Origin of the sequence: Plantibacter flavus (assembly GCF_051487245.1) — a bacterium.
Taxonomy (GTDB): domain Bacteria; phylum Actinomycetota; class Actinomycetes; order Actinomycetales; family Microbacteriaceae; genus Plantibacter; species Plantibacter flavus_B.
Genome location: NZ_JAHVDH010000004.1, coordinates 91,444 through 112,132, shown reverse-complemented (window position 1 = coordinate 112,132; position 20,689 = coordinate 91,444). Strand labels below are relative to the sequence as shown.

The 20,689-nt window shown below is 69.3% G+C and carries 11 protein-coding genes; 9 read left to right on the top strand and 2 right to left on the bottom strand.

All coding sequences use genetic code 11. The features are described 5' to 3' along the window. Nucleotides 1-33 precede the first annotated feature (33 nt). A complete protein-coding gene (locus KXS11_RS10875; protein ID WP_437385599.1) occupies nucleotides 34-1,080 on the bottom strand; it encodes a LacI family DNA-binding transcriptional regulator in 1,047 nt (348 codons plus the stop codon). Between the two features lie 160 nt (nucleotides 1,081-1,240). Between KXS11_RS10875 and KXS11_RS10870 the strand changes: the two genes are divergently transcribed. From KXS11_RS10870 to KXS11_RS10830, 9 genes are all read left to right on the top strand, one after another. After that, entirely contained in the window at nucleotides 1,241-2,536 is a 1,296-nt protein-coding gene (locus tag KXS11_RS10870; RefSeq protein WP_437385598.1) for an ABC transporter substrate-binding protein, read from the top strand. 77 nt (nucleotides 2,537-2,613) lie between these two features. After that, nucleotides 2,614-3,531, top strand: a complete 918-nt coding sequence (locus KXS11_RS10865) for a carbohydrate ABC transporter permease (RefSeq protein ID WP_437385597.1) — start codon at nucleotides 2,614-2,616, stop codon at nucleotides 3,529-3,531. Nucleotides 3,532-3,533: 2 nt separating this feature from the next. Continuing rightward, complete coding sequence (locus tag KXS11_RS10860) at nucleotides 3,534-4,469, top strand: carbohydrate ABC transporter permease (RefSeq protein ID WP_437385596.1); 936 nt, start codon at nucleotides 3,534-3,536, stop codon at nucleotides 4,467-4,469. A gap of 2 nt (nucleotides 4,470-4,471) precedes the next feature. After that, nucleotides 4,472-6,415: a glycoside hydrolase family 127 protein gene (locus tag KXS11_RS10855; protein WP_437385595.1), complete on the top strand. Its 1,944-nt coding sequence runs from the start codon at nucleotides 4,472-4,474 to the stop codon at nucleotides 6,413-6,415. Between the two features lie 180 nt (nucleotides 6,416-6,595). Further along, the gene (locus tag KXS11_RS10850) at nucleotides 6,596-12,862 is read left to right on the top strand and encodes an OmpL47-type beta-barrel domain-containing protein (RefSeq protein ID WP_437385594.1); all 6,267 of its coding nucleotides are present in this window, start codon (nucleotides 6,596-6,598) and stop codon (nucleotides 12,860-12,862) included. A 95-nt stretch (nucleotides 12,863-12,957) separates the two neighbouring features. After that, complete coding sequence (locus tag KXS11_RS10845) at nucleotides 12,958-16,752, top strand: OmpL47-type beta-barrel domain-containing protein (RefSeq protein ID WP_437385593.1); 3,795 nt, start codon at nucleotides 12,958-12,960, stop codon at nucleotides 16,750-16,752. A gap of 139 nt (nucleotides 16,753-16,891) precedes the next feature. Next, nucleotides 16,892-17,095: a three-helix bundle dimerization domain-containing protein gene (locus tag KXS11_RS10840; protein WP_437385592.1), complete on the top strand. Its 204-nt coding sequence runs from the start codon at nucleotides 16,892-16,894 to the stop codon at nucleotides 17,093-17,095. A 186-nt stretch (nucleotides 17,096-17,281) separates the two neighbouring features. Beyond that, complete coding sequence (locus tag KXS11_RS10835) at nucleotides 17,282-18,085, top strand: sugar phosphate isomerase/epimerase family protein (RefSeq protein ID WP_437385591.1); 804 nt, start codon at nucleotides 17,282-17,284, stop codon at nucleotides 18,083-18,085. A 99-nt stretch (nucleotides 18,086-18,184) separates the two neighbouring features. Continuing rightward, entirely contained in the window at nucleotides 18,185-19,417 is a 1,233-nt protein-coding gene (locus tag KXS11_RS10830) for a rhamnosyltransferase WsaF family glycosyltransferase (RefSeq protein ID WP_437385590.1), read from the top strand. Nucleotides 19,418-19,437: 20 nt separating this feature from the next. Here the strand turns inward: KXS11_RS10830 and rffA are convergent, their stop codons facing one another. Continuing rightward, nucleotides 19,438-20,613, bottom strand: coding sequence for a dTDP-4-amino-4,6-dideoxygalactose transaminase (rffA, locus tag KXS11_RS10825; RefSeq protein WP_437385589.1), 1,176 nt, complete (start codon nucleotides 20,611-20,613; stop codon nucleotides 19,438-19,440). Between the last annotated feature and the right edge of the window lie 76 nt (nucleotides 20,614-20,689).

The window sequence follows — 20,689 nt, the reverse complement described above, 5'->3', positions numbered from 1 at the left end:
CCCCCAGTCGCGATTCCGGGTGAGTCGACCGGGTCAGCGGCGGGCGATGGTCGAGCCGCGGATCACGAGGCGGCCGGGCAGGTACTCGACGTCCTGCTTCGGTTCGGTGCCCTCGATCGCCTCGAAGATGCGGGTGGCAGCCAGGCGGCCGAGCTGCTGCAGGTTCGCGTCGATCGTGGAGAGCTCGGGGCGCGAGTTGGTCGCGAGGATCTCCCAGTTGTCGAAGCTGACGACCGCGACGTCGGACGGCACGTCCCGACCGAGGTCGCGGACGGTGTCGAGGATGCCTCGCGCGATCTGGTCGGAACCGGCGACGATGCCGTCGACCTCCGGGTACTGGGCGAGCAGCATCGCCGAGGCGTCGCGCCCCCAGTGCTCGGTCCACTCGGAGAACATCGGGGTGCCGACGAGCTCGAGCCCAGCGGCGGCGAGGGCGTCCTGCACCCCGGTCGCGCGGTCCCGGGCGGCGGCGTACTCGGGCTCACCCGTGATCATCGCGATGCGCGTGCGTCCTGTCGAGAGCAGGTGCTCGACCGCGAGACGACCGCCGGCACGGTTGTCGGGCGTGATCGACACGTCTGTCGGGTCGTCGGACGGCGCGTACGCGTAGACCACCGGCACCGGCAGCTTGTGGCCGAGCGACGGCCGTGGGTCGGTGCTGCGGCCCACCACGATGATGCCGTCGACGCGGCGGGTGAGCAGTGCGTTGAGGTGGTGCTGCTCTCGGATGGCGTCGCCGCGGGCGTCGCAGAGGAACACGTTCACCTGACCGGCGCCGAAAGCGTCCTCGGCTCCCATGAGGATCGGGATCACGAAGCGGCCCTCGAGGTCGCTCGTGAGGAGTCCGACGGTGCCGGTGCGGCCGTTGATGAGGCTCCTGGCGAGCTCGTTCGGTGTGAAGGACACGGTCTTCGCCGCGTCGAGCACCCGTTGCCGCGTGGCCGGAGCGACCTCGCTGCGGCCGTTGATCGCCTTCGAGGCGGTGGCGATCGAGACGCCGGCGAGGCGTGCCACGTCTCCGAGGGTCGCTGCGCGCCCCGCTGTGCCGGTGGTCGATGCCGCGACGTCGTTGTCTGACATGGTTCCCCCTTCTGGTTTCGGAAACGTTACAGGATTCTGTTCTTGACGCTACTCCGATCCCAGGCTAGCTTTACCGAAAGGCGTTTCGAAGCTTTCGAAACCCTACCATGCACCGCCGGACCCGAGCCGGTCCGCTCAATGACGAGTCAAGGAGAACACCATGCGCAGCACGCAGATGAGACGAATGCAACGGGTCGGAGGTGTCCTGGCCGCCGGTGCCCTGCTGGCGGGCCTCGCCGCCTGTTCCTCGGGTGGAGCAGGAAGCACCCCTCTCGCGAGTGCGGGAGCCGAGGGCGTCGACGACGGCAGCGAACTCACGCTCTGGACGCGCGCCCCTCTCGAGAAGCAGGCGAAGCTGCTCGTCGAGGCCTACAACGCCAGCCACGAGAACCAGGTCAAGCTCACCGTCGTCCCGAACGACGACTACGTCGCCAAGGTCGGTGCCGCTGCGGGATCCGGCAGCCTCCCCGACCTCTTCGCCGCCGACATCGTCTACGTGCCCAACTGGGTGGAGCAGGGGCTCTTCCAGGACCTCACCGCGAACATCGACGCGCTCTCCTTCAAGGACGAGATCAACCCCGGCCACCTCGCGGCAGGCACGTCCGACGGCAAGGAGCACGTGCTGCCCTTCGTCCTCGACCTCTCGATGCTGTTCTGGAACAAGGAGCTGTACAAGGAGGCCGGTCTCGACCCCGAGCAGGGCCCGACCACGCTCGCCGAGTTCGCCGAGGACGCCAAAGCCGTCCAGGCGCTGAACAAGCCCGACACCTACGGCACCGCCACCGGCCTCAACTGCGGCGGTTGCCTCGTCTTCACCTGGTTCCCGAGCGTGTGGGCCGACGACGAGCAGGTCATGAACGACGCCGGCACCGAGTCGCTGCTCGCCGAGGACGGCGCCAAGGAGGTCTACAGCACGTGGGCCGACCTCTGGAAGTCGGGCGCTGTGCTCCCGTCGTCGAAGGATGAGGCCGGACCCACCTGGACCGCAGGCTTCACCGAGGGCAAGGTCGGCGTCATGCCGTACCCCGCGACCCTGCTCTCCTCCACCCCGTTCGACGTGGGCGTCTCCGGCATCCCCGGCCCGAAGGGCGGCGACTCGACGTTCGTCGGTGGCGACGGCATCGGCGTCTCGAAGGACTCCAAGAAGGCCGCGCAGTCGTGGAACTTCCTCAGCTGGCTGATGTCCGAGGACGCGCAGGTCGGCGTGCTCGCGAAGAACAGCGACGTCGTCTCCCGTGCCGACCTCGCGGAGAACGAGTACTCGAGCAAGGACCCGCGCCTCGTCACCATCAACGAGGTCGCGGCGAAGGGTGACACCCCGTTCTCGCTCAACTTCCAGGAGGCGTTCAACTCGCCGACCAGCCCCTGGCTGACGCTCGTGCGGAACGCGGTGCTCGAGGGCACCGACACCGTGGACGCCGACAACGACGCGATCACGGACGTGCTCTCGCAGTAGTCAGCGTCGCAGGTGCGTCGTCCCGCCCCACGTCGGGGCGACGCACCTGCACCCACCCGTTTCGAAAGGTCGCATCCATGAGTACCACCATCGCCAGACCCGGCACGACGGACTCCGTCGGCGCCCGGAAGCGGAGAGCGGGGAACGCCCGCACCGGCTGGCTGTTCGCGCTGCCGACGGCGCTCTTCGTCGTGCTCCTCTTCCTCGTGCCGCTCGGCCTCGTGTTCCAGATGTCCGCCTCCGAGTGGCCGCTGCTCGGCGGGAATCAGGGCTGGAACTTCCCCGCGAACTTCCCCGAGGCGATCGACAACCGCTTCTTCCTGGACTCCGTCGTCTTCACCCTGAAGTACACGGTCATCGCGACCGTCCTGCTCATCGGCCTGGGCCTCGGGCTCGCGCTCCTCGTGCAGGAGTCGAGTCGCTGGAAGGGCTTCCTGCGCACGGCGTTCCTCATCCCGAGCGCGCTCGGCCTCGCCTCCGCCTCGCTCCTCTTCTACGTGCTGTACTCGCCGATCGCCGGTCCCTTCGCGGACCTCACGAAGGCGCTCGGCTTCACCTTCCTCGGCACCCCGGACGCTGCGCTCTGGTCGACGGTGTTCCTCATCGTCTGGCGGTTCGCCGGTTTCTACATGCTGCTCATGCTCGTGGGGCTCCAGGGCATCCCGGAAGACGTCTACGAAGCGGCACGCATCGACGGCGCCTCGCGGTGGCAGATCTTCCGCGGCATCACCGTCCCGCTGCTCAAGCCGACGCTGGCCCTCACGACCGTGATGTGCGTGACCGGTTCGCTCCTCGCCTTCGAGCAGTTCTACATCCTCACCAAGGGTGGCCCGGACAACAGCACCATCACCGTGGTGCAACTCATCTACAACGTGGCGTTCCAAGGCCCGAACAACCTCGGCGTCGCCGGTGCGCTGTCGGTCATCGTGCTCGCCGCCCTCATCGTGATCAACATCGTGCAGATCCGCGCGTTCAGCAAGAAGGCCGAGGACTGACCATGACCATCACCCGAAAGGAACCGGCCACCGTCACCTCGACGATGCCCGACGTCCGAGGCCATGGGCGCGGCTCGCGTCGTGGCGTCGGCACCGGGCGCGACCCCAAGCCGACGAACTTCTTCGGCATCGCGGTCAAGATGCCGTTCTGGATCTTCACTGCGGCGCTCGCCGTGATCTTCCTCTACCCGCTCGTCTGGACGGCGGTGCGTTCGGTGTCGCCGCTCGCGGGCACGAACCAGACCAACGGCTGGGGCTTCGGCAACTACATCACGCTCGCCGGGTACCAGGACGGCATCCTGCAGTACATCGGCAACTCCCTGTTCGTCTCGCTGCTCACTGTCGTGCTGACGCTCGTGATCTCGCTCTTCGGCGGCTACGCGTTCGCGCGGTTCCGGTTCTGGGGCAAGAACGCCCTGTTCCTCGCGACCATCGCGATCCTCATGGTGCCCTACGCGACCCTCCTCATCCCGCTCTACGTGCTGCTCAACGTCGTCGGGCTGTCGAACTCGCTCGTCGGGGTCGCGCTGGTGCTCACGATGTTCCAGTTGCCGTTCTCGACGTTCATGATGCGGATCGCGTTCGAGTCGATCCCCAAGGAACTCGACGAGGCGGCGATGGTCGACGGCTGCAACGCATGGACGGTGCTCTGGAAGGTGCTCGTCCCGGCGGTCAAACCCGGCCTCATCACCGTGGGCCTCTTCGCCTTCCTCGCGGCCTGGAACGACTTCATGGCGCCGCTCATCCTCCTCAACGACTCGACGAAGATGACCCTGCCCCTCGCCGTGTCGAACCTCCGCGGGCAGGTGCAGGGTGTCGTCGACTACGGCGCGACCGAGGCCGGCGTCGTCGTGCTGGCGCTGCCGTGCATCGTCCTCTTCCTCATCCTCCAACGTCACTACGTGCGCGGCTTCATGTCCGGCGCCTTCAAGGGGTAACCATGACCATCACCACCAGGACCATCGCGGCCCCCGTCGTTCCCACGCGCAGCGCCCTGACGCCGCTCGGCCTCGACGCCGTCACCATCACGGACGGCTTCTGGAACGAACGTCAGCGCGTCAACGGGACGTCAACGCTCCCGCACATCGAGCACTGGCTCGAGCGCGAGGGGTGGCTGGGCAACTTCGACCGGGCCGCCGCCGGCACCCTGCCCGAGGGGCGGCGCGGGCGGGAGTTCTCGGACTCCGAGATCTACAAGTACCTCGAGGCCGTCGCCTGGGAGATCGGTCGACTCGGTGGAGACGACGCGCTCGACACCCGGTTCCGTGCCGTCGTCGATCGTGTCGCCGCCGCTCAGGAGGCCGACGGCTACCTGAACACCCGCTTCGGCCGGCCCGGTCAAGGCGCTCGGTGGTCGGACCTCGAGTGGGGTCACGAGTTGTACTGCCTCGGCCATCTGTTCCAGGCGGCGGTCGCGCGGGAGCGGACGAGTCCCGGTGCCGACGACGGTCTCCTGCGGATCGCGACGCGGGCCGCCGACCTCATCTGCGAGGTGTTCGGCGCGACGGGCATCCAGTCGGTGTGCGGCCACGCCGAGGTCGAGGTGGGGCTCGCGGAACTCGCGCGGGTCACTGGCGAGCGCCGCTACCTCGAGCTCGCCTCGCTCTTCATCGAGCGCCGTGGCACCGGGGTGCTCGCCGACATCGAGTGGGGTCGCTCCTACTTCCAGGACGACGTGCCGATCCGTGAGGCTGTGGCGCTCCGAGGGCACGCGGTGCGCGCCAACTATCTCGCGGCCGGCGCTGCAGACGTCGCCGTCGAGCACGGGGACGCCGGACTCCTCGACGCGCTGCGCTCGCAGTGGGACCGCACGATCGCACGACGCACCTACGTCACCGGCGGTCAGGGTTCGCACCATCAGGACGAGGCGTTCGGTGAGGACTTCGAGCTGCCCTCCGACCGTGCCTACTCGGAGACGTGCGCCGGGATCGCCTCGATCATGTTCAGCTGGCGGCTCCTGCTCGAAGCCCCAGACGTCCGGTACGCCGACCACATCGAGCGGGTGCTGTACAACGTGCTCGCGACCTCGCCGTCGGCCACGGGCGACACCTTCTTCTACGCGAACACGCTCCACCAGCGGACACCTGGGGTCTCGAGCCCGCCTGACGAGGTGTCGCCGCGCGCGTCGTCCTCGGAACGAGCGCCGTGGTTCGACGTCGCGTGCTGCCCGCCGAACGTCGCGCGGACGATGGCGAGCCTCGCCTCGTTGATCGCGACCAGCTCCGATGCGGGGGTGCAGCTCCATCAGTTCGCCTCGTCGACCATCCGGACCACGGTGCTCGGCGGCCTGCCGTTCGTTGCCGAGGTCGAGACCGACTACCCGCGGTCCGGTGTGGTTCGCGTGCGTATCGTGGAGGCGCCGACGGACGCCGTCGAACTCTCGATCCGCGTGCCTTCGTGGGCGGACGACGGACGCCTCGTCGTGCGCACCGCCGACGGCGTCGAGGTCGAGGACCGCGCGGTCGAGCCCGGCTACGCGGCGGTGTCGCGATCGTTCGCCGTCGGTGACGTGGTCGAACTGGCCTTCGGCGTCCGGCCGCGGATCACGCAGCCCGATCCACGCGTGGACGCGATCCGCGGCAGCGTCGCGATCGAGCGCGGCCCCGAGGTGTACTGCGTCGAGTCGCTCGACCTGCCGGGAGGCGACGACACGCTGAGTCGGGTGGAGATCGACGAGGGAGTGGTCCCCGTCGAAGCCGACGGGGGGCGGTTGACCGTCGCGCTCCGCGCCCGCCCGGTAACGGACGGTTCCTGGCCGTACGCCGAGGCGTTCGCGTCGACGGAGCCCGGAGAGGCGTTCACGGCGTCGATCGCGCCGTACCATTCCTGGGCCCAGCGCGGCCCGTCGACGATGCGCATTTGGATCCCCACGCATCACGCCTGAGCGAAACGCCTGAGTCGCCCAAGAACGCACGATTTTCGCCTGATTTCGTGCATTTTTGGGCGACTCGGCGTGTCTGGAGCCGGTCGATCCCGAAACTTCCGAAAAGGGTTGCGGTTGCTGTGAGTCTCCCGATAACCTCCCCGAGAGTGTCCACTCATCGACGAGAGGGAATCAGACAGCGTGGTCAGAACACAGAAACCCACCCCCGGACGAGGGGCGCGCAGATGGCGCGGCGGAATCGCGGCGACAGCCGCGCTCGCCGTCATCGGCACGACCTTCCTCACGGCCCCAGCGCAGGCGGCGAACGCCGACATCGGCTACCCGAGCTTCTCGGGCAGCGACACCCCGGTCCCCGCGACCGGCACCGGCTACACGACCGGCAACCAGCTCCAGGCCATCTTCGACGCGGACGTCGCGGCCGGAGCCGGAGCCCTCGGCGGCCCCGACTTCTGGATGGACCGCATGCTGCAGCGCAGCGGCACCGCCGGCAGCTTCGGTGACAACAACCAGTGGCTCTTCAGCCGTGGTCGCGCCGTGTTCATGAAGGAGCACGACCCGTCCAAGCTCGGCTTCGGCGGCCAGGTCGCCTACTGGGAGGCCATCGACGGCAAGGCCGCGTACACGATCACCGCGAACGTGGACGGGACCGACGTTCCCCTCACCGAGGTGACCGACCGTCGCGTCCAGACCCCGAGCTACTGGCAGAGCGTGCACCGCCACGCGGCCACCGGCATCGAGATCGTGCAGACGAAGTACATCACCGACGCCAACGTCGCCGTCACCGGCCTCGAGGTCCGCAGCACGAGCGGCGCCCACACCGTGAAGCTCACCGCCACGAGCGCCTATACGACCACGGTCGAGGGCGACGAGCTCACGGGCGTCGTCACCGCCGCCAACAAACTCACGACCATCTTCCCGCGCCTCTCCGGGGACGGTTTCGCGCCCGAGGGTGGCGCGATCACCGCGAGCCTCGCCGTCCCCGCCGGCGGCTCCGTCTCCACCAAGGTCCAGCTCGGTTTCGTCACCGAGGAGATCGCCACCTCACGCACCGAGTACGACACCGTCCGCAGCCTCGCGCCGGACGCCGCCTACACGGCTCAGGTCACCGCGTACAACCAGTGGTGGGCCGACAACGTGCCCTACCTGGACACGCCAGAGGACAACATCGACAAGACGCTGTACTACCGCTGGTGGCTGATGCGGTTCAACTTCCTCGACGCCGACATCCCGGGCAACGACTACCAGTTCCCGACCTCGATGGAGGGTGTGCTCGGCTACAACAACGCGATCGTGCTCACCACGGGCATGTTCATCGACGACCTCAAGTACTTCCGCAACCCCATCTACTCCTACGGTCCGTGGGTGTCCGCCGGTGAGACGTCGAAGAGCTACAAGTTCGTCGACAACCCCGGCGACCCGGCCAACTGGTCGAACAGCTACACGCAGTACATCTCCGAGGCGGCCTGGCGTTCGTACCAGCTGCACGGCGGACCGACGGCGATCGCCGAGAACCTCGCGAAGTACGCCGAGGACGACGTCAAGGGTCTGCTCGACGCCTACGACACCGACGACAGCGGCCTCATCGACTACAACTGGGGTGCGATGACCGGCAACGACGCCGACGCGGTGTCGTTCCACGAGCGGCCCGGTGCGTCCATGGACCGCACCGAGAACGCCTACCTCTACTCGAACGCGCTCGCCGCAGCCGAGGCCTACCGGACGGCCGGCGACGAGGCCAAGGCCGTGGAGATGGACGAGTTCGCCCAGGGCATCAAGGACAAGGTGGTCGAGCTCCTCTGGGACGCCGACGCGAAGGTGCTGAAGCACCGGTTCACGAGCGACGGCAAGCTGGCGAAGTGGAAGGAGATCAACAACTTCTACCCCTTTACGGTCGGTCTCATGCCGAAGCCGGGAGACGCCGACTACGACGACGACTACGTGAAGGCGCTCGACCTCTTCGCCGACGACGCCCAGTACCCGATCTTCCCCTTCTACACGGCGAACCAGGCCGATCAGGCGGACTACGGCGGACCCGGCAGCAACAACTTCTCGGTCATCAATTCCACGGTGACCTTCCGCATGCTCGGGAGCGTGCTGCGCGACTACCCGACGGAGTCGATCGACGCCGAGTGGTACAAGAAGCTCCTCTACTGGAACGCGTGGTCGCACTACCAGAACGGTGGAGACAACCGACTGCCCGACCAGAACGAGTTCTGGTCCGATGGCGACGCCGACCCGCAGAACATCGGGTACCGCTCCTGGATCCACCACACCATCCTCGGTGCGACGAACTTCACGATGATCGAGGACACCATGGGTCTGCGTCCACGGAGCGACGCGAAGATCGAGCTCGACCCGATCGACATCGACTGGGACCACTTCACCGCGAACAACATCGCGTTCCGCGACCACGACCTGACGATCACGTGGGACGCACCGGGTGGTGAGCGCCACTACGGCGACAGCGTCCCCGAGGGCTACTCCGTCTTCCTCGACGGCCAGCTGGCCTTCACGATCGACTCCCTGAGCAAGGTCGTCTACGACCCCGCGACGGGTGCGGTCGAGGTGGCAGACGACGTCGAGGTCCTCTCCGCGACGACCGCTCCGGCCACAGCTCCGCAGGACGTGACCTTCGCCGCCGGTGACCGGGTCGTCGACCTGTTCGCCAAGGCCGGCGCCGACGTCAGCCCGGCGAGCGCCGGCTCCGCCAACGTCGCGCAGGGTGCCGAGGTGAGCGCGAGCTTCTCCGCGAACGCGCGCCCCGCGACGGCTGCGGTCGACGGGACGACGGCCAACGAGCCCTTCTGGGGTACGGCGGGTTCGCCCAACGCGAAGGACTCCCTCGTCGTCGAGCTCGGCGGCACGAAGACCTTCGACGACGCGCGGGTGTACTTCTACAACTCCTCGTCCACGGCGACGGTGCAGGGGTACTCCGAACCGGCGACCTATTCGTTGGAGGTCCGCAACGGCGACACCTGGACGGCGATCCCGGCCCAGGCGCGCGGTCCCGTGTATCCGCGGGCGAACTACAACCACGTGCAGTTCCCGGAGGTCTCGGGCGACGCCGTCCGGCTGACGGTGAACCACGCCGCAGGCTTCAAGACGGGCGTCAAGGAGTTCCAGCTGTCCGCAACGGGGGTGGAGGCTCCTGCCTCCACGAACCAGGCGCCGTCGGTGAACGCATGGGTCGACCCGGCGAACTCCGCCGGTGGCTCGCTCGCCCTCGTCGGCGAGGTCAAGGACGACGGTCTGCCGCTCGGCGAGGTGAGCTCCAGCTGGAGCGTGGTCAGTGCGCCGACGGACGGCCTCGTGATCTTCGGCGATGCGAACGCGGCGTCGACGACGGCGAGCTTCACGGCCGAGGGGCAGTACACGCTGCGTCTGACCGCGACCGACGGCGAGCTCACGAGCACGAAGGACCTCGTCCTGCAGGGCACGGTCTCGGCGGGTGGGCAGAACGTGGCCCGCGAGGCGACCCCGAGTGCCGAGTACACCGCCGGCTGGAACAACGTGAACGCCGTCAACGACGGCACCGTCCTCCACAGTGGCGGTTCGCAGGCCGACATCTGGGGCACGTGGTCGGGCAACCGCCCGGCGACGCGCTGGCTGCAGTACGACTGGACGAGCCCCGTGCGTGTCGACTCGGTCGAGGTGTCGTTCTGGGCCGACCAGACCAACCCGTCGTCGGGTGCCGGCGTCAACATCCCCAAGGGATGGAAGGCGCAGTACTGGACGGGGACCGCATGGGCCGACGTCACCGGGGCCTCCGCCTACGGGGTGCTGCGCGACGCGCCGAACGCCGTGGGCTTCGACGCCGTGACGACGACCAAACTCCGCCTCGTGCTGAGCGCAGCCGGTCCCGGCACCGGAGGCGACCCGTACGCGGGCGTCGCGGTGAGCGAGTGGCAGGTCTTCGCGGTCGCACCCACCTCGATCGAACCGATCGACGTGCGCACCACCGTCGGCACCCTGCCGGCGCTGCCGACGACCGTCGACGCGGCGTTCGCCGACGGCTCCCACGCCGACCTCCCGGTCTCGTGGGCCTCGGTCGCACCCGAGCAGGTCGCGGGTGAGGGCAGCTTCGAGGTGATCGGCCTCGTGACCGGATCCGCAGTCCCAGCGAAGGCGACCGTGTGGGTGCGGGCGACCGCTCCCGGGCAGATCAATGCCGTCGACCCCGTCGCGGTGACCACCGCGGCCGGCGTCGCCCCGGTGCTGCCGTCGTCGCTCGGAGTGCTCTACAACGACGGCTCCCGAGAGGACCTCCCGGTCTCGTGGGCGACCGTCGACCCGGCCGACTACGCCGCAGAGGGCGTGTTCGAGGTCGCCGGTACCGTCGACTCGGTGCTGCCCGGCGTGAAGGAGGCCACCGCGACGGTGACCGTCGGCGCCGGCGGCGGTGAGGAGGACGACACCGCGCCCGTGGTGACGATCTCCGTCGACCCGGCGGCTCCGGCTTCCGGCTGGCACACCGGAGCCGCGAGCGTCACCGTCACCGCAACCGACGACCGCGACCCGTCGCCCGGCATCGAGGTGCAGGTGGACGGCGCCGCCTGGGTGCCCTACACGGCACCGATCGCGGTGACGACGGACGGTGTCCACACGGTGGGCGCTCGCTCGACCGACACGACGGGCAACCGCTCGGGCGTCTCGGACGTGAGCGTCCGCATCGACCAGACCGCCCCGCAGGTGACCCCGGTCACCGACGCAGCGGCCCGCACGGTCAAGGCGACCGCGACCGACGCCGGGTCCGGTGTCGCGACCATCGAGTACCGGATCGGCGACGCCCTGGACTGGACCGCCTACGGCACCGCGATCCTCGTCGGCCTGGAGGAGACCACCGTCCACCTCCGCGCGACGGACACCGCTGGCAACGTCTCCACCGAGACGAGCGTCGTGGTCCCGAAGAGCGACGGGCAGCTCCGCCGCAACGTCGCACTCGGTGCCGTCCCCACCGCCTCCTACACGGCGGCATGGAACACGGTCGACGGCCTGAACGACGACGTCGCTCCGACCTCGTCGGGTGATGTGACACCGAACGACAACGCCAACGTCTGGGGTGCCTGGCCGGAGATCGGCGGGCAGTGGGTGCAGTACGACTGGGCGGAACCCGTCACCGTGGGCGAGACCGGGGCGTACTTCGTCTCGAACCTCGACGACGCTGGTCTGGGCATCGCGGTACCGAAGTCGTGGAAGGCGCAGTACTGGGACGCGGAGGCCGGCGACGGCAGCGGCGCCTGGGTCGACGTCGAAGCGCTCGGTGCCTACGAGACGGACGTCGACGCCTTCAACAGCGTCGCATTCACCCCGGTGACGACCACGAAGCTGCGACTGGTGCTCGAAGCCACGGGCACGGAGAGCGGCAAGGGCAGCCTCGGCATCAAGGAGTGGCAGGTCTTCGAGGCGGCCGACGAGCCGATCGTCGACACGGTCGCACCGGTCGTGACCACCGCGGTCACGCCGCAGCAGCCGGCCTCGGGATGGTTCACGGAGGACGTGAGCGTCTCGGCCACCGCCGTCGACGACCGCGACCTGGTCGTGGACCTCGAGGTGCGAGTCGGCGACGGCGAGTGGTCGGCGTACGCCGCCCCGGTCGTGGTCACGGAGGACGGCGTGCAGTCGGTCGCCTTCCGTGCCGCTGACGCCGCCGGCAACGTCTCGGAGCCCGTCGTGGTGGAGGTGCGTCGCGACGCGACCGTGCCGACGGCCGCGCCCGTCTTCGATGCCGGCACCCGCACCGTGCAGGTGACGGCCGAGGACGAGCACTCCGGCATCTCCTTCACGGAGGTCCGGATCGGCGACGGCCCGTGGACGACGTACACCGACGCCATCGGTGTCGGCGACGCCGCGACGACGGTGACGGCCCGCACGACGGATGTCGCCGGGAACGTCTCGGAGGTCGCCTCCCTCGAGGTGCCGGCGAAGCCTGTCGGCCCGGAGCCGTCGCCCTCGCCGACGCCGACCGACCCGGGTCCGACCACCGGCCCGACCGAGCCGAGCGGTGCGTTGACCGGCGACGAGGTCCTCCGCCTCGGTGTGACGAGTGTCGCACCCGGTGGTGCGCTGCCCGTGTCGCTGACGGGGGCTCAGCCCGGTGCGGTGTTCCGCGTCGAGCTGCGGTCGACGCCGGTGACACTCGGGACGCTCACGGTCGCCGCGGACGGCACGGCGAACGGCGTCTTCACCGTCCCGTACACGATCACGGCCGGCGTGCACACGCTCGCCCTGGTGCTGCCGGGCGGTGAGGTGACGGCGCAGGTGACGGTCGTCACGCCTGGTGCCAGCAGCCCCGACGCGATCGCGTCGACGGGTGTCTCGGAGGAGGCCGGCACCATCGGCCGCCTCGCCGCCCTCGCCGTGCTCCTCGGAGCAGCAGCGGTGCTGATCGCCCGTCACCGGGCCGGTCGCACCCCGCTCGAGCGCGGACCCACCGGACCGCTGGTCTGATGATCCCCCTCGACAGGCTCGGGGACCGGCTCATCCCGGTTCCTGAGCCTGTCGAAGGGCCGCTCCACCGTCACACACCGATCGAAGGAGATCCTGTGCCACGCCCGCTGCGCCTCGGCGCCCTCACCGCGGCGACAGCCGTCGTCGCCTCACTGCTCACCGTGGTCGCCGGCGCGCCCGCAGGTGCCGCCACGGAGAACCCCATCATCGGCGACGGATCGGTGTACTCGGCCGACCCGGCCACCCTCGTCGTCGATGACGAGCTCTACATCTACGCCGGCCGCGACGAGGCCGGGCCCACCACGAACGACTTCATCATGAACGAGTGGCAGGCGTTCTCCACCACCGATCCCGCGAGCGGCAGCTGGGAGCACCACCCCTCGCTCATGCGGCCCGAGGTCGTCTTCGACTGGGCGACACCCGGTCGGGCCTACGCCGGCCAGGTGGTCGAGGGGGCCGACGGCCGCTTCTACTGGTACGTGCCCGTGCACGAGGCGGCGAGCACGTCGGAGGACAAGTTCGGCATCGGCGTCGCCGTGTCCGACGACCCGCTCGGACCCTGGACCGATGCGGTGGGCGGCCCGATCATCTCGCAGGCCATCCTCGGCAACACCATCCACAACATCGACCCGACGGTGTTCGTCGACGACGACGGCCGCGTCTTCCTCTACTGGGGCAGTTTCGGGCAGCTGCGCGCCGTCGAGATCGCGGCCGACATGGTGACGCTCACGGGTGGGGTCCGCACGATCTCCTCGGGAGTGAACGGCTTCTTCGAAGCGGCCTGGCTGTTCAAACGCGGCACGACCTACTACCTCGCATACGCGGCGAACAACGCCGGACCGGACTCCACCTGCACGCCGGCGAACTACCACGCGTGCATCGCGTACTCGACGTCCGATTCGCCGTTCGGCCCGTGGACGCAGCGCGGCAGGATCCTGGCGCCGGTGTCCTCGACGACGAGCCACCCGGCGATCACCGAGTTCCAGGGCGAGTGGTACATCGCGTACCACACGGCCGATGCGGTGGGCGGGAACCACTTCCGCCGCTCCGTCGCGATCGACACGGTCGAGTGGGACGACACGACCGTCCCACCGACGATGAAGCAGGTCGTCACGACGCCCGAGCGCGGCCCCGACCTCACGCCGCGCCGGAACGTCGCCCCGTGGGCAACCGCCTCCGCCTCCAACCAACCGATCCCCACGCAGTACTGGATCGATGCGCTCAACGACGAGACCATCCGACCGAACCCCTTGCCGCCGGACATGTGGGGCAGTTGGTCGGCCGACCGTCCCGCACAGCAGTGGATCCAGTACGACTGGGAGCGCCCGGTGCGCATCGACAGCGCGTCGATCAAGTTCTACCGCGACGTCGCACCCGGCACCGGCAACGGGGTCTCCGACCCGTCGAGCTGGAAGCTGCAGTCCTGGCAGTCCGGCGCGTGGGTGGACGTCGCCGATCCGAGCGGTTACCCGACCTCCACGACCACCGAGCACACGGTGACCTTCTCACCGGTCACCACCACCCGCCTGCGCGCCGTGTTGAACGCCGCACCGAACGGTGCCACACCGCCCGCGTACTCGGCGCTCGCCGTTGAGGAGTGGCGCGTGCTCGCAGCCCCGTCCACCGCCTACCGACCGGTCGCCGTGTCGACCATCACCGGCACGCTGCCGATCCTGCCGGAGACCGTGCTGCTCGACGACGGGGCCGGTACCTCGACCAGGGCGACCGTGCACTGGGACGCGATTCCCGGCGAGCAGGTCGCAGCACCTGGATCGTTCACCGTCCTCGGCACCGCTGAAGGCTATGCGGCGGGGCGGGTCGAGGCGGTCGTCACCGTCATCGACGGCTCGGCGGCGGAGGACACGGAGGCGCCGACGCTCGATGTGGAGACCGTCGGGATCGACGGCATCGGCGACTGGTTCCTCGGCGACGTCTCGGTGCGGGCCACCGCCCTCGACGCGCTCGACCCGACGCCCACGGTCGAGTTCCGGCTCGACGGCGGCGACTGGTCCGCCGTGACCGGCCAGCGGACGGCGACGCAGCTCGTGAGCGGCGACGGAGCACACACGCTGTCGATCCGGGCGACCGATGCTGCCGGCAACGTCTCCGAGGTGTGGGACACGGCGCTCCGCATCGACTCCGGAGTACCGACCGTCGATGCGGCGTTCGACCCCGACACCCGCACGGTGACCGCGACGGCCACTGATCCGGGCGATCCTGCCGTCGCCGCCGGGGTCGCCTCCCTCGAGGCCGCGGTGGACGGGCAGGACGACTGGGAGCCGGTCACCGCGCCGATCGACTTCGACGACGAGGCGCACGACGTGTACCTGCGGGCGAGCGACGCAGCGGGCAACGTGTCGGCCGTCCGGTCGGTGAGCGTGCCGCGCTCGGCGAACGCACCACTCGTGGGCAACATCGCACCGTTCGCCACGGCCACCGCGTCGCACTCCTCGCCGTGGACGACCGTCGGTTCCGTCAACGACGGCAGCGACACCGGCGCCTCGTGGGGGACCTGGCCCGTGGTGGGGGAGCAGTGGGTGCAGCTCACCTGGGACCGCGAGGTCACGCTCGACGCGGCGTCGGTGCGGTTCTTCGCCGACTCGGCGGATGAGGCGAACGTCGGGGTCATCCCGCCGCGCAGCTGGGTCGTCGAGGCCCTCGGTGCGGACGGCGATTGGGTGCCGGTGGACACGACGGACGCGTACACACGCGACCGCGACACCGCGAACTCCGTCGGCTTCGCGCCCGTGACGACCACCGCGATCCGGGTCGTCATGCAGGCCTGGGGAGCTGCTGAACAGGGAGGCTCGTCCGGCATCCTCGAGATCACGGCGAACGCCCCTGCGCCGACCGAGGTGCCCGACACGACCGTGCCGACGGTCGCCGTCGTCGCGACTCCTGCCGAGCCCACCGGCCTCGCCGGGTGGTACCGCGAGTCCGTCCGTCTCGCGGTCCGTGCGACGGACGACGTGGACGAGGCGCCGGCTGTGGAGCTGCGCCGTGGTGACGGGCCATGGACGTCCGCCGCGGAGGTGGACGGATACGATCCGACGACGGCGTCGCTCCTGCTCGACGCGGACGCCGTCCACGAGGTGGCAGCTCGCGCGATCGACACTGCGGGGAACGTCTCGGAGATCGCGACGGCGACCGTGCGGATCGACACGACGGCACCGACGGTGGAGCCGGTTCGTGATCCGGTGGCACCGGCCGACGGTGCGGCGACGGTGCGGTTCGAGCAGGCCGACGCCGGTTCCGGGCCCGGTGTGGTCGAGGTCCGGTCGGACTCCGCAGACGGCTGGGAGCAGGTGCCGAGCGCGGGACTCGTGATCACCGAACCGGGGGCGCACGAGCTGCGTTACCGTGCGACCGACCTGGCCGGGAACACGAGCGACGAGCAGGCGGTCACGATCACGGTCACCGAGGCGCCCGTCGATCCTGAGCCGGGGGTCGAACCCCGGGTGGTCCTCGGCGCCTCGGCCGTCACCGCCGGTGGTTCGTTGGCGATCGCCGGCACGGGCTTCGTCGCGGGGGAGGACGTGACGGTCACCCTGTTCTCCGATCCCGTCGTGCTCGCGACGGTCACGGCGGGCGAGGACGGCTCGGTGGCCGCCGTGGTCGTCATTCCCGTCGCGACGCCGAGCGGTGCGCACACGATCGAGGTCCTCGGCGCGTCGTCTGAGCGTCGTGCGACAGCGGCGCTCGAGGTGACCGCCGGCACGACGGGTCCGGGGGCATCGGTCGACGAACCGGGTGCACCGGTGACGGCTGATCGTGGGTCCGATGGCTTGGCCGCAACCGGCTTCGCCGGGTCCGTGTCGCTCCTGATCGCGGTGCTGGCACTGCTCGCCGGTGTGCTCCTCGTCGCCCGTCGCGAGCCGTTGAATCGCTGAGTCGCCCGGAACTGCGCGGAATGTCGGGATTCCGGCGCAGATCCGGGCGACTCAGTGCGGGATGACTGCTCGGTGAACGTCTGACCAACGGGGGCGGATTCCCAGCCCGGGCAAATGCGGCGCCCTGGATACTGGGCACATGGCTACCGACATCGACCACGAAGAGATCATCCGTCAGGTCACGGAGAAGATGACCACGAAGTTCCCTGACGCGGATCCCGGTCATGTCGCGGAGCTGGTCCGTACCGAGGTCTCGGAGCTCGCGAAGCGTCCGATCCAGGACTACGTGACGGTGCTGACCGAGCGCGCCGTGAAGAAGTCGCTCAAGCAGGAGGCCAGCTAGGCGCGATCGATGCGGAGCTCGTGACTGCTCCGTGCGAGAGGGACGTCGGCGACTGATGCCCCGTCCAGGTGGAGTCGATACACTCGCGGTGGGTACTTTTGTCGATTCGTCGACAGAAGCGGTCCGCCTCGTGGTTCTGAGGCGTGCCGCCCGTCGGTGCCCGCCCGAAGCTACGAAGGAGTACCCATGACCTCGTCCCCATCCGTGCAGCTGTACACCGTCCGCGACGCGGTCGCCGAAGACCTCCAGGGCGCTGTCGCCCGGATCGCGGAGATCGGCTTCACCAAGGTCGAGCCGTACGCGTTCGTCGAGCGCGCCGCTGAGTTCGAGGCCGCGTTCGCCGCCGCCGGCGTCACTGCGCCGTCAGGCCACGCACCCGTCATCGACGCCGCTGACCCGGCCATCGCCTTCGACGCGGCATCGCGGCTCGGCATCGGCACGGTCATCGACCCGTTCATCCCGACCGACCGCTGGCAGACCGCCGACGACGCCGCGCGCCTCGCCGAGCGCGTCAACGAGCTCGCCGTCCAGGCAGCGGCCAGCGGCCTGAAGTTCGGGTACCACAACCACAACTGGGAGTTCTCGACCCGTGTCGACGGACGCCCCATCTTCGAACTGTTCGTCGAGCAGCTGTCGCCCGAGGTCGTCCTGGAGATCGACACCTTCTGGTCGACCGTCGGTGGCGCCGACACGCCCGCCTTCCTGAAGTCGCTCGGCGACCGCGTGCAGTTCCTGCACATCAAGGACGGGATCATCTCCGGCGATATCGCAACCGCCCTCCCGAGCAGCGAGAGCGCCCTCGTCGTGCCGGACGCACTCGCTCAGGCGTTCGCGAACCAGCAGCCGGCGGGCCAGGGCCAGGTCGACATCCCGGCCATCCTCGCCGCGGCACCGCACGCCACCCGCGTGGTCGAGTTCGACGGCTACAGCGGCGAGATCTTCGCCGGCGTCGCCGAGTCGTTCGCCTGGCTCGCCGCCAACGACAAGTAGGCAGCGCCCGCTGAGTCGCCCGAAGAGGCGCGGAATCGCGACGATTTCGTGCCGATTCGGGCGACTCAGCACGCGAGCGCAGGCCCTATACTCCTGACCGTGGGGATCATCGGGCGGGGATTGCAGACGGTTCGTGGCGAGGGCGTCCGGTCGACGCTGTGGCGCGCAGCACACTTCGCCGACGGGCGGTTCAACCCGATGCGGCGCAAACCGACCGACCTCTACCCGAGTGACGCGATCGCCGCCGACTGGACGGTGCCGCGCCACTTCAACGCGGTGGCCTTCCCGGAGCGCCCGTACGACGTCGCCTGGCTGATCTCGCCGCCCAGCCGCACCTCGGGCGGCCACCAGAACGCGTTCCGCTTCATGGAGTTCCTGGAGCGCGCCGGCCATCGGCTCACGATCTACCTCTACCAGGCGTCGTCGCAGCCGGCTGTCGATATCGAGGGCATCCGCGCGATGATGGCGACGAGCAGCGCCTATCCGGAGCTGCGGGCCGAGATCCGCCGTTACGACCCGACGGTCGGCATCGCGCCGGGCATGGACGTCGTCATGTCGTCGGACTGGCAGACCGCCTACCCGGCCTTCCGTTACGAGGGCTCGGCGAAGCGGTTCTCCTTCGTCCAGGACTTCGAACCCTGGTTCTACCCGGCGAGCAGCGAGTACGTGCTCGCGGAGAACACGTATCGGTTCGGGTTCCACGGGTTCTCCGCCGGCCGGTGGCTCGCAGGCAAGGTCGCCGACGACTACGGCATGAGCTGCGACCACTTCGACTACTCGGTCGACAAGCAGCACTACTCGCACGTCAACGACGCACCGCGCACGGAGATCCTGTTCTACGCGCGCCCGCCGACCCCACGGCGCGGTTGGGAGATCGGCGAGCTCGCGCTCACCGAGTTCCACCGGTTGCGCCCGGACGTCACGATCAACCTCGTCGGCTGGGACATGGCCGGATACGAGACCGGGTTCCCCTTCGTGAACCGTTCGGCGATGGACATCTCGGAGCTCAACGCCGTCTACAACCGGTGCGCCGCCGGGCTCGTCCTGTCACTGACCGACATGTCGCTGCTGCCGTTGGAGATCATGGCGGCCGGTGTCGTCCCCGTCGTCAACGACAGCCCGAACACGACGGGCGTGCTCGACACCGACCACATCGAGTACGTGCCGCTTGCTCCGGCCGCGATCGCCCGCCGACTCGTCGAGATCGTGGAGCGCCCGGACGCCGTCGAGCATTCGCGCACGATCGCGGCCTCGATCACCGCAGTGGACTGGTCCGACCCCGGTCAGGGGTTCGTCGACCGCTTCGAGGCGGCGATGCAGCGCTCGATCTGATCGGGCGCATGCGGGCCGGGTCAGCGTCGTGACGCCGCGCTGCGGAGCAGGGACGGAACGGTGAACGCCGTGACCGCCGCGATCACCCGATCCACGTCGTCGTCACTCATCGACGGCCACAGTGGCAACCGGACGAGGCGTTCCGCGAATCGCTCACTGCGGTCGAGTGCAACCGGTGTGCGACCGTACAGCTGCCCCGCCGCACTCGTGTGCAGGGGGACGTAGTGGAAGGCTGCACCGATGCCGGCGCGGTGGAGATGCTCGAGGAACTCCCGCTGCAGGGCGGGGCTCGGCAGGAGCAGGAAGAACAGGTGGGCGGCGTGCAGGCCGCCCGGCGGATCCATGAGCGCAACGCCCGCAGCGTCCGCCCAGGCCGCCAGCTCGCTCGCGTAGCGGTCCCAGATGCGGTGTCGGAGCGTCTGGATCGTGTCGAACTCGGCGAGCTGGCAGGTGAGCACCGCCGCGTTCAGTTCGCTCGGGAGGTAGCTCGATCCGATCTGCGCCCAGCTGTACTTGTCCACCTGGCCGCGCAGGTACTGGGAGCGGTTGGTGCCCTTCTCCCGCATGATCTCCGCCGACAGCAGCATCGTCGGATCGTTGATGAGGAGCGCACCGCCCTCGCCGCAATGGATGTTCTTGGTGTCGTGGAAACTCTGCGCGGCGGTCACACCGATGGTCCCCAGCCGGACGCCCTGCCCCTGGACGCCGAGCCCGTGGGCGTTGTCCTCGAGGATCAGGATCCCCGCATCCCGTGCAATGCATTCGAGCGCCGTGACGTCGGCCGGAACGCCGCCGTAGTGCATGATCGAGATCGCCCGGGTGCGTGGACCGATGGCCTCCTGCACACTGTTCGGATCGAGGTTGCCGGTCGCCGGGTCGATGTCGACGAACACCGGCGTCGCGCCGGCGAGCACGATGGCGTTGGCGGCCGATGGGAAGGTGAAGCTCGGCAGGATGATCTCGTCCCCCGGGCCGGCGCCGATGAGCCGCGTCGACATCTCCAGAGCGTGGGTGCCCGAGGTCGTCAGCAGCACGTCCGGGGCGCCGCTGATGTCGCGGAGGCGTTCGGTGGCTTGCACGGTGAACCGTCCGTCGCCGTGGGCGTGGTCGGACGCGAGCACCTGCTCCAGGTTCTCGAGCTCTCCCGCCGCTCGATACGGCCGTGACAGCGGTATCGGCTTCGGCCCTGCAGACATGCGACCCCCCGGTGGCGCGACACCCGTGGTCGCCTGCGATCAATGTAGCGCTGGCTCGGGATGCGGCGCGTCATCA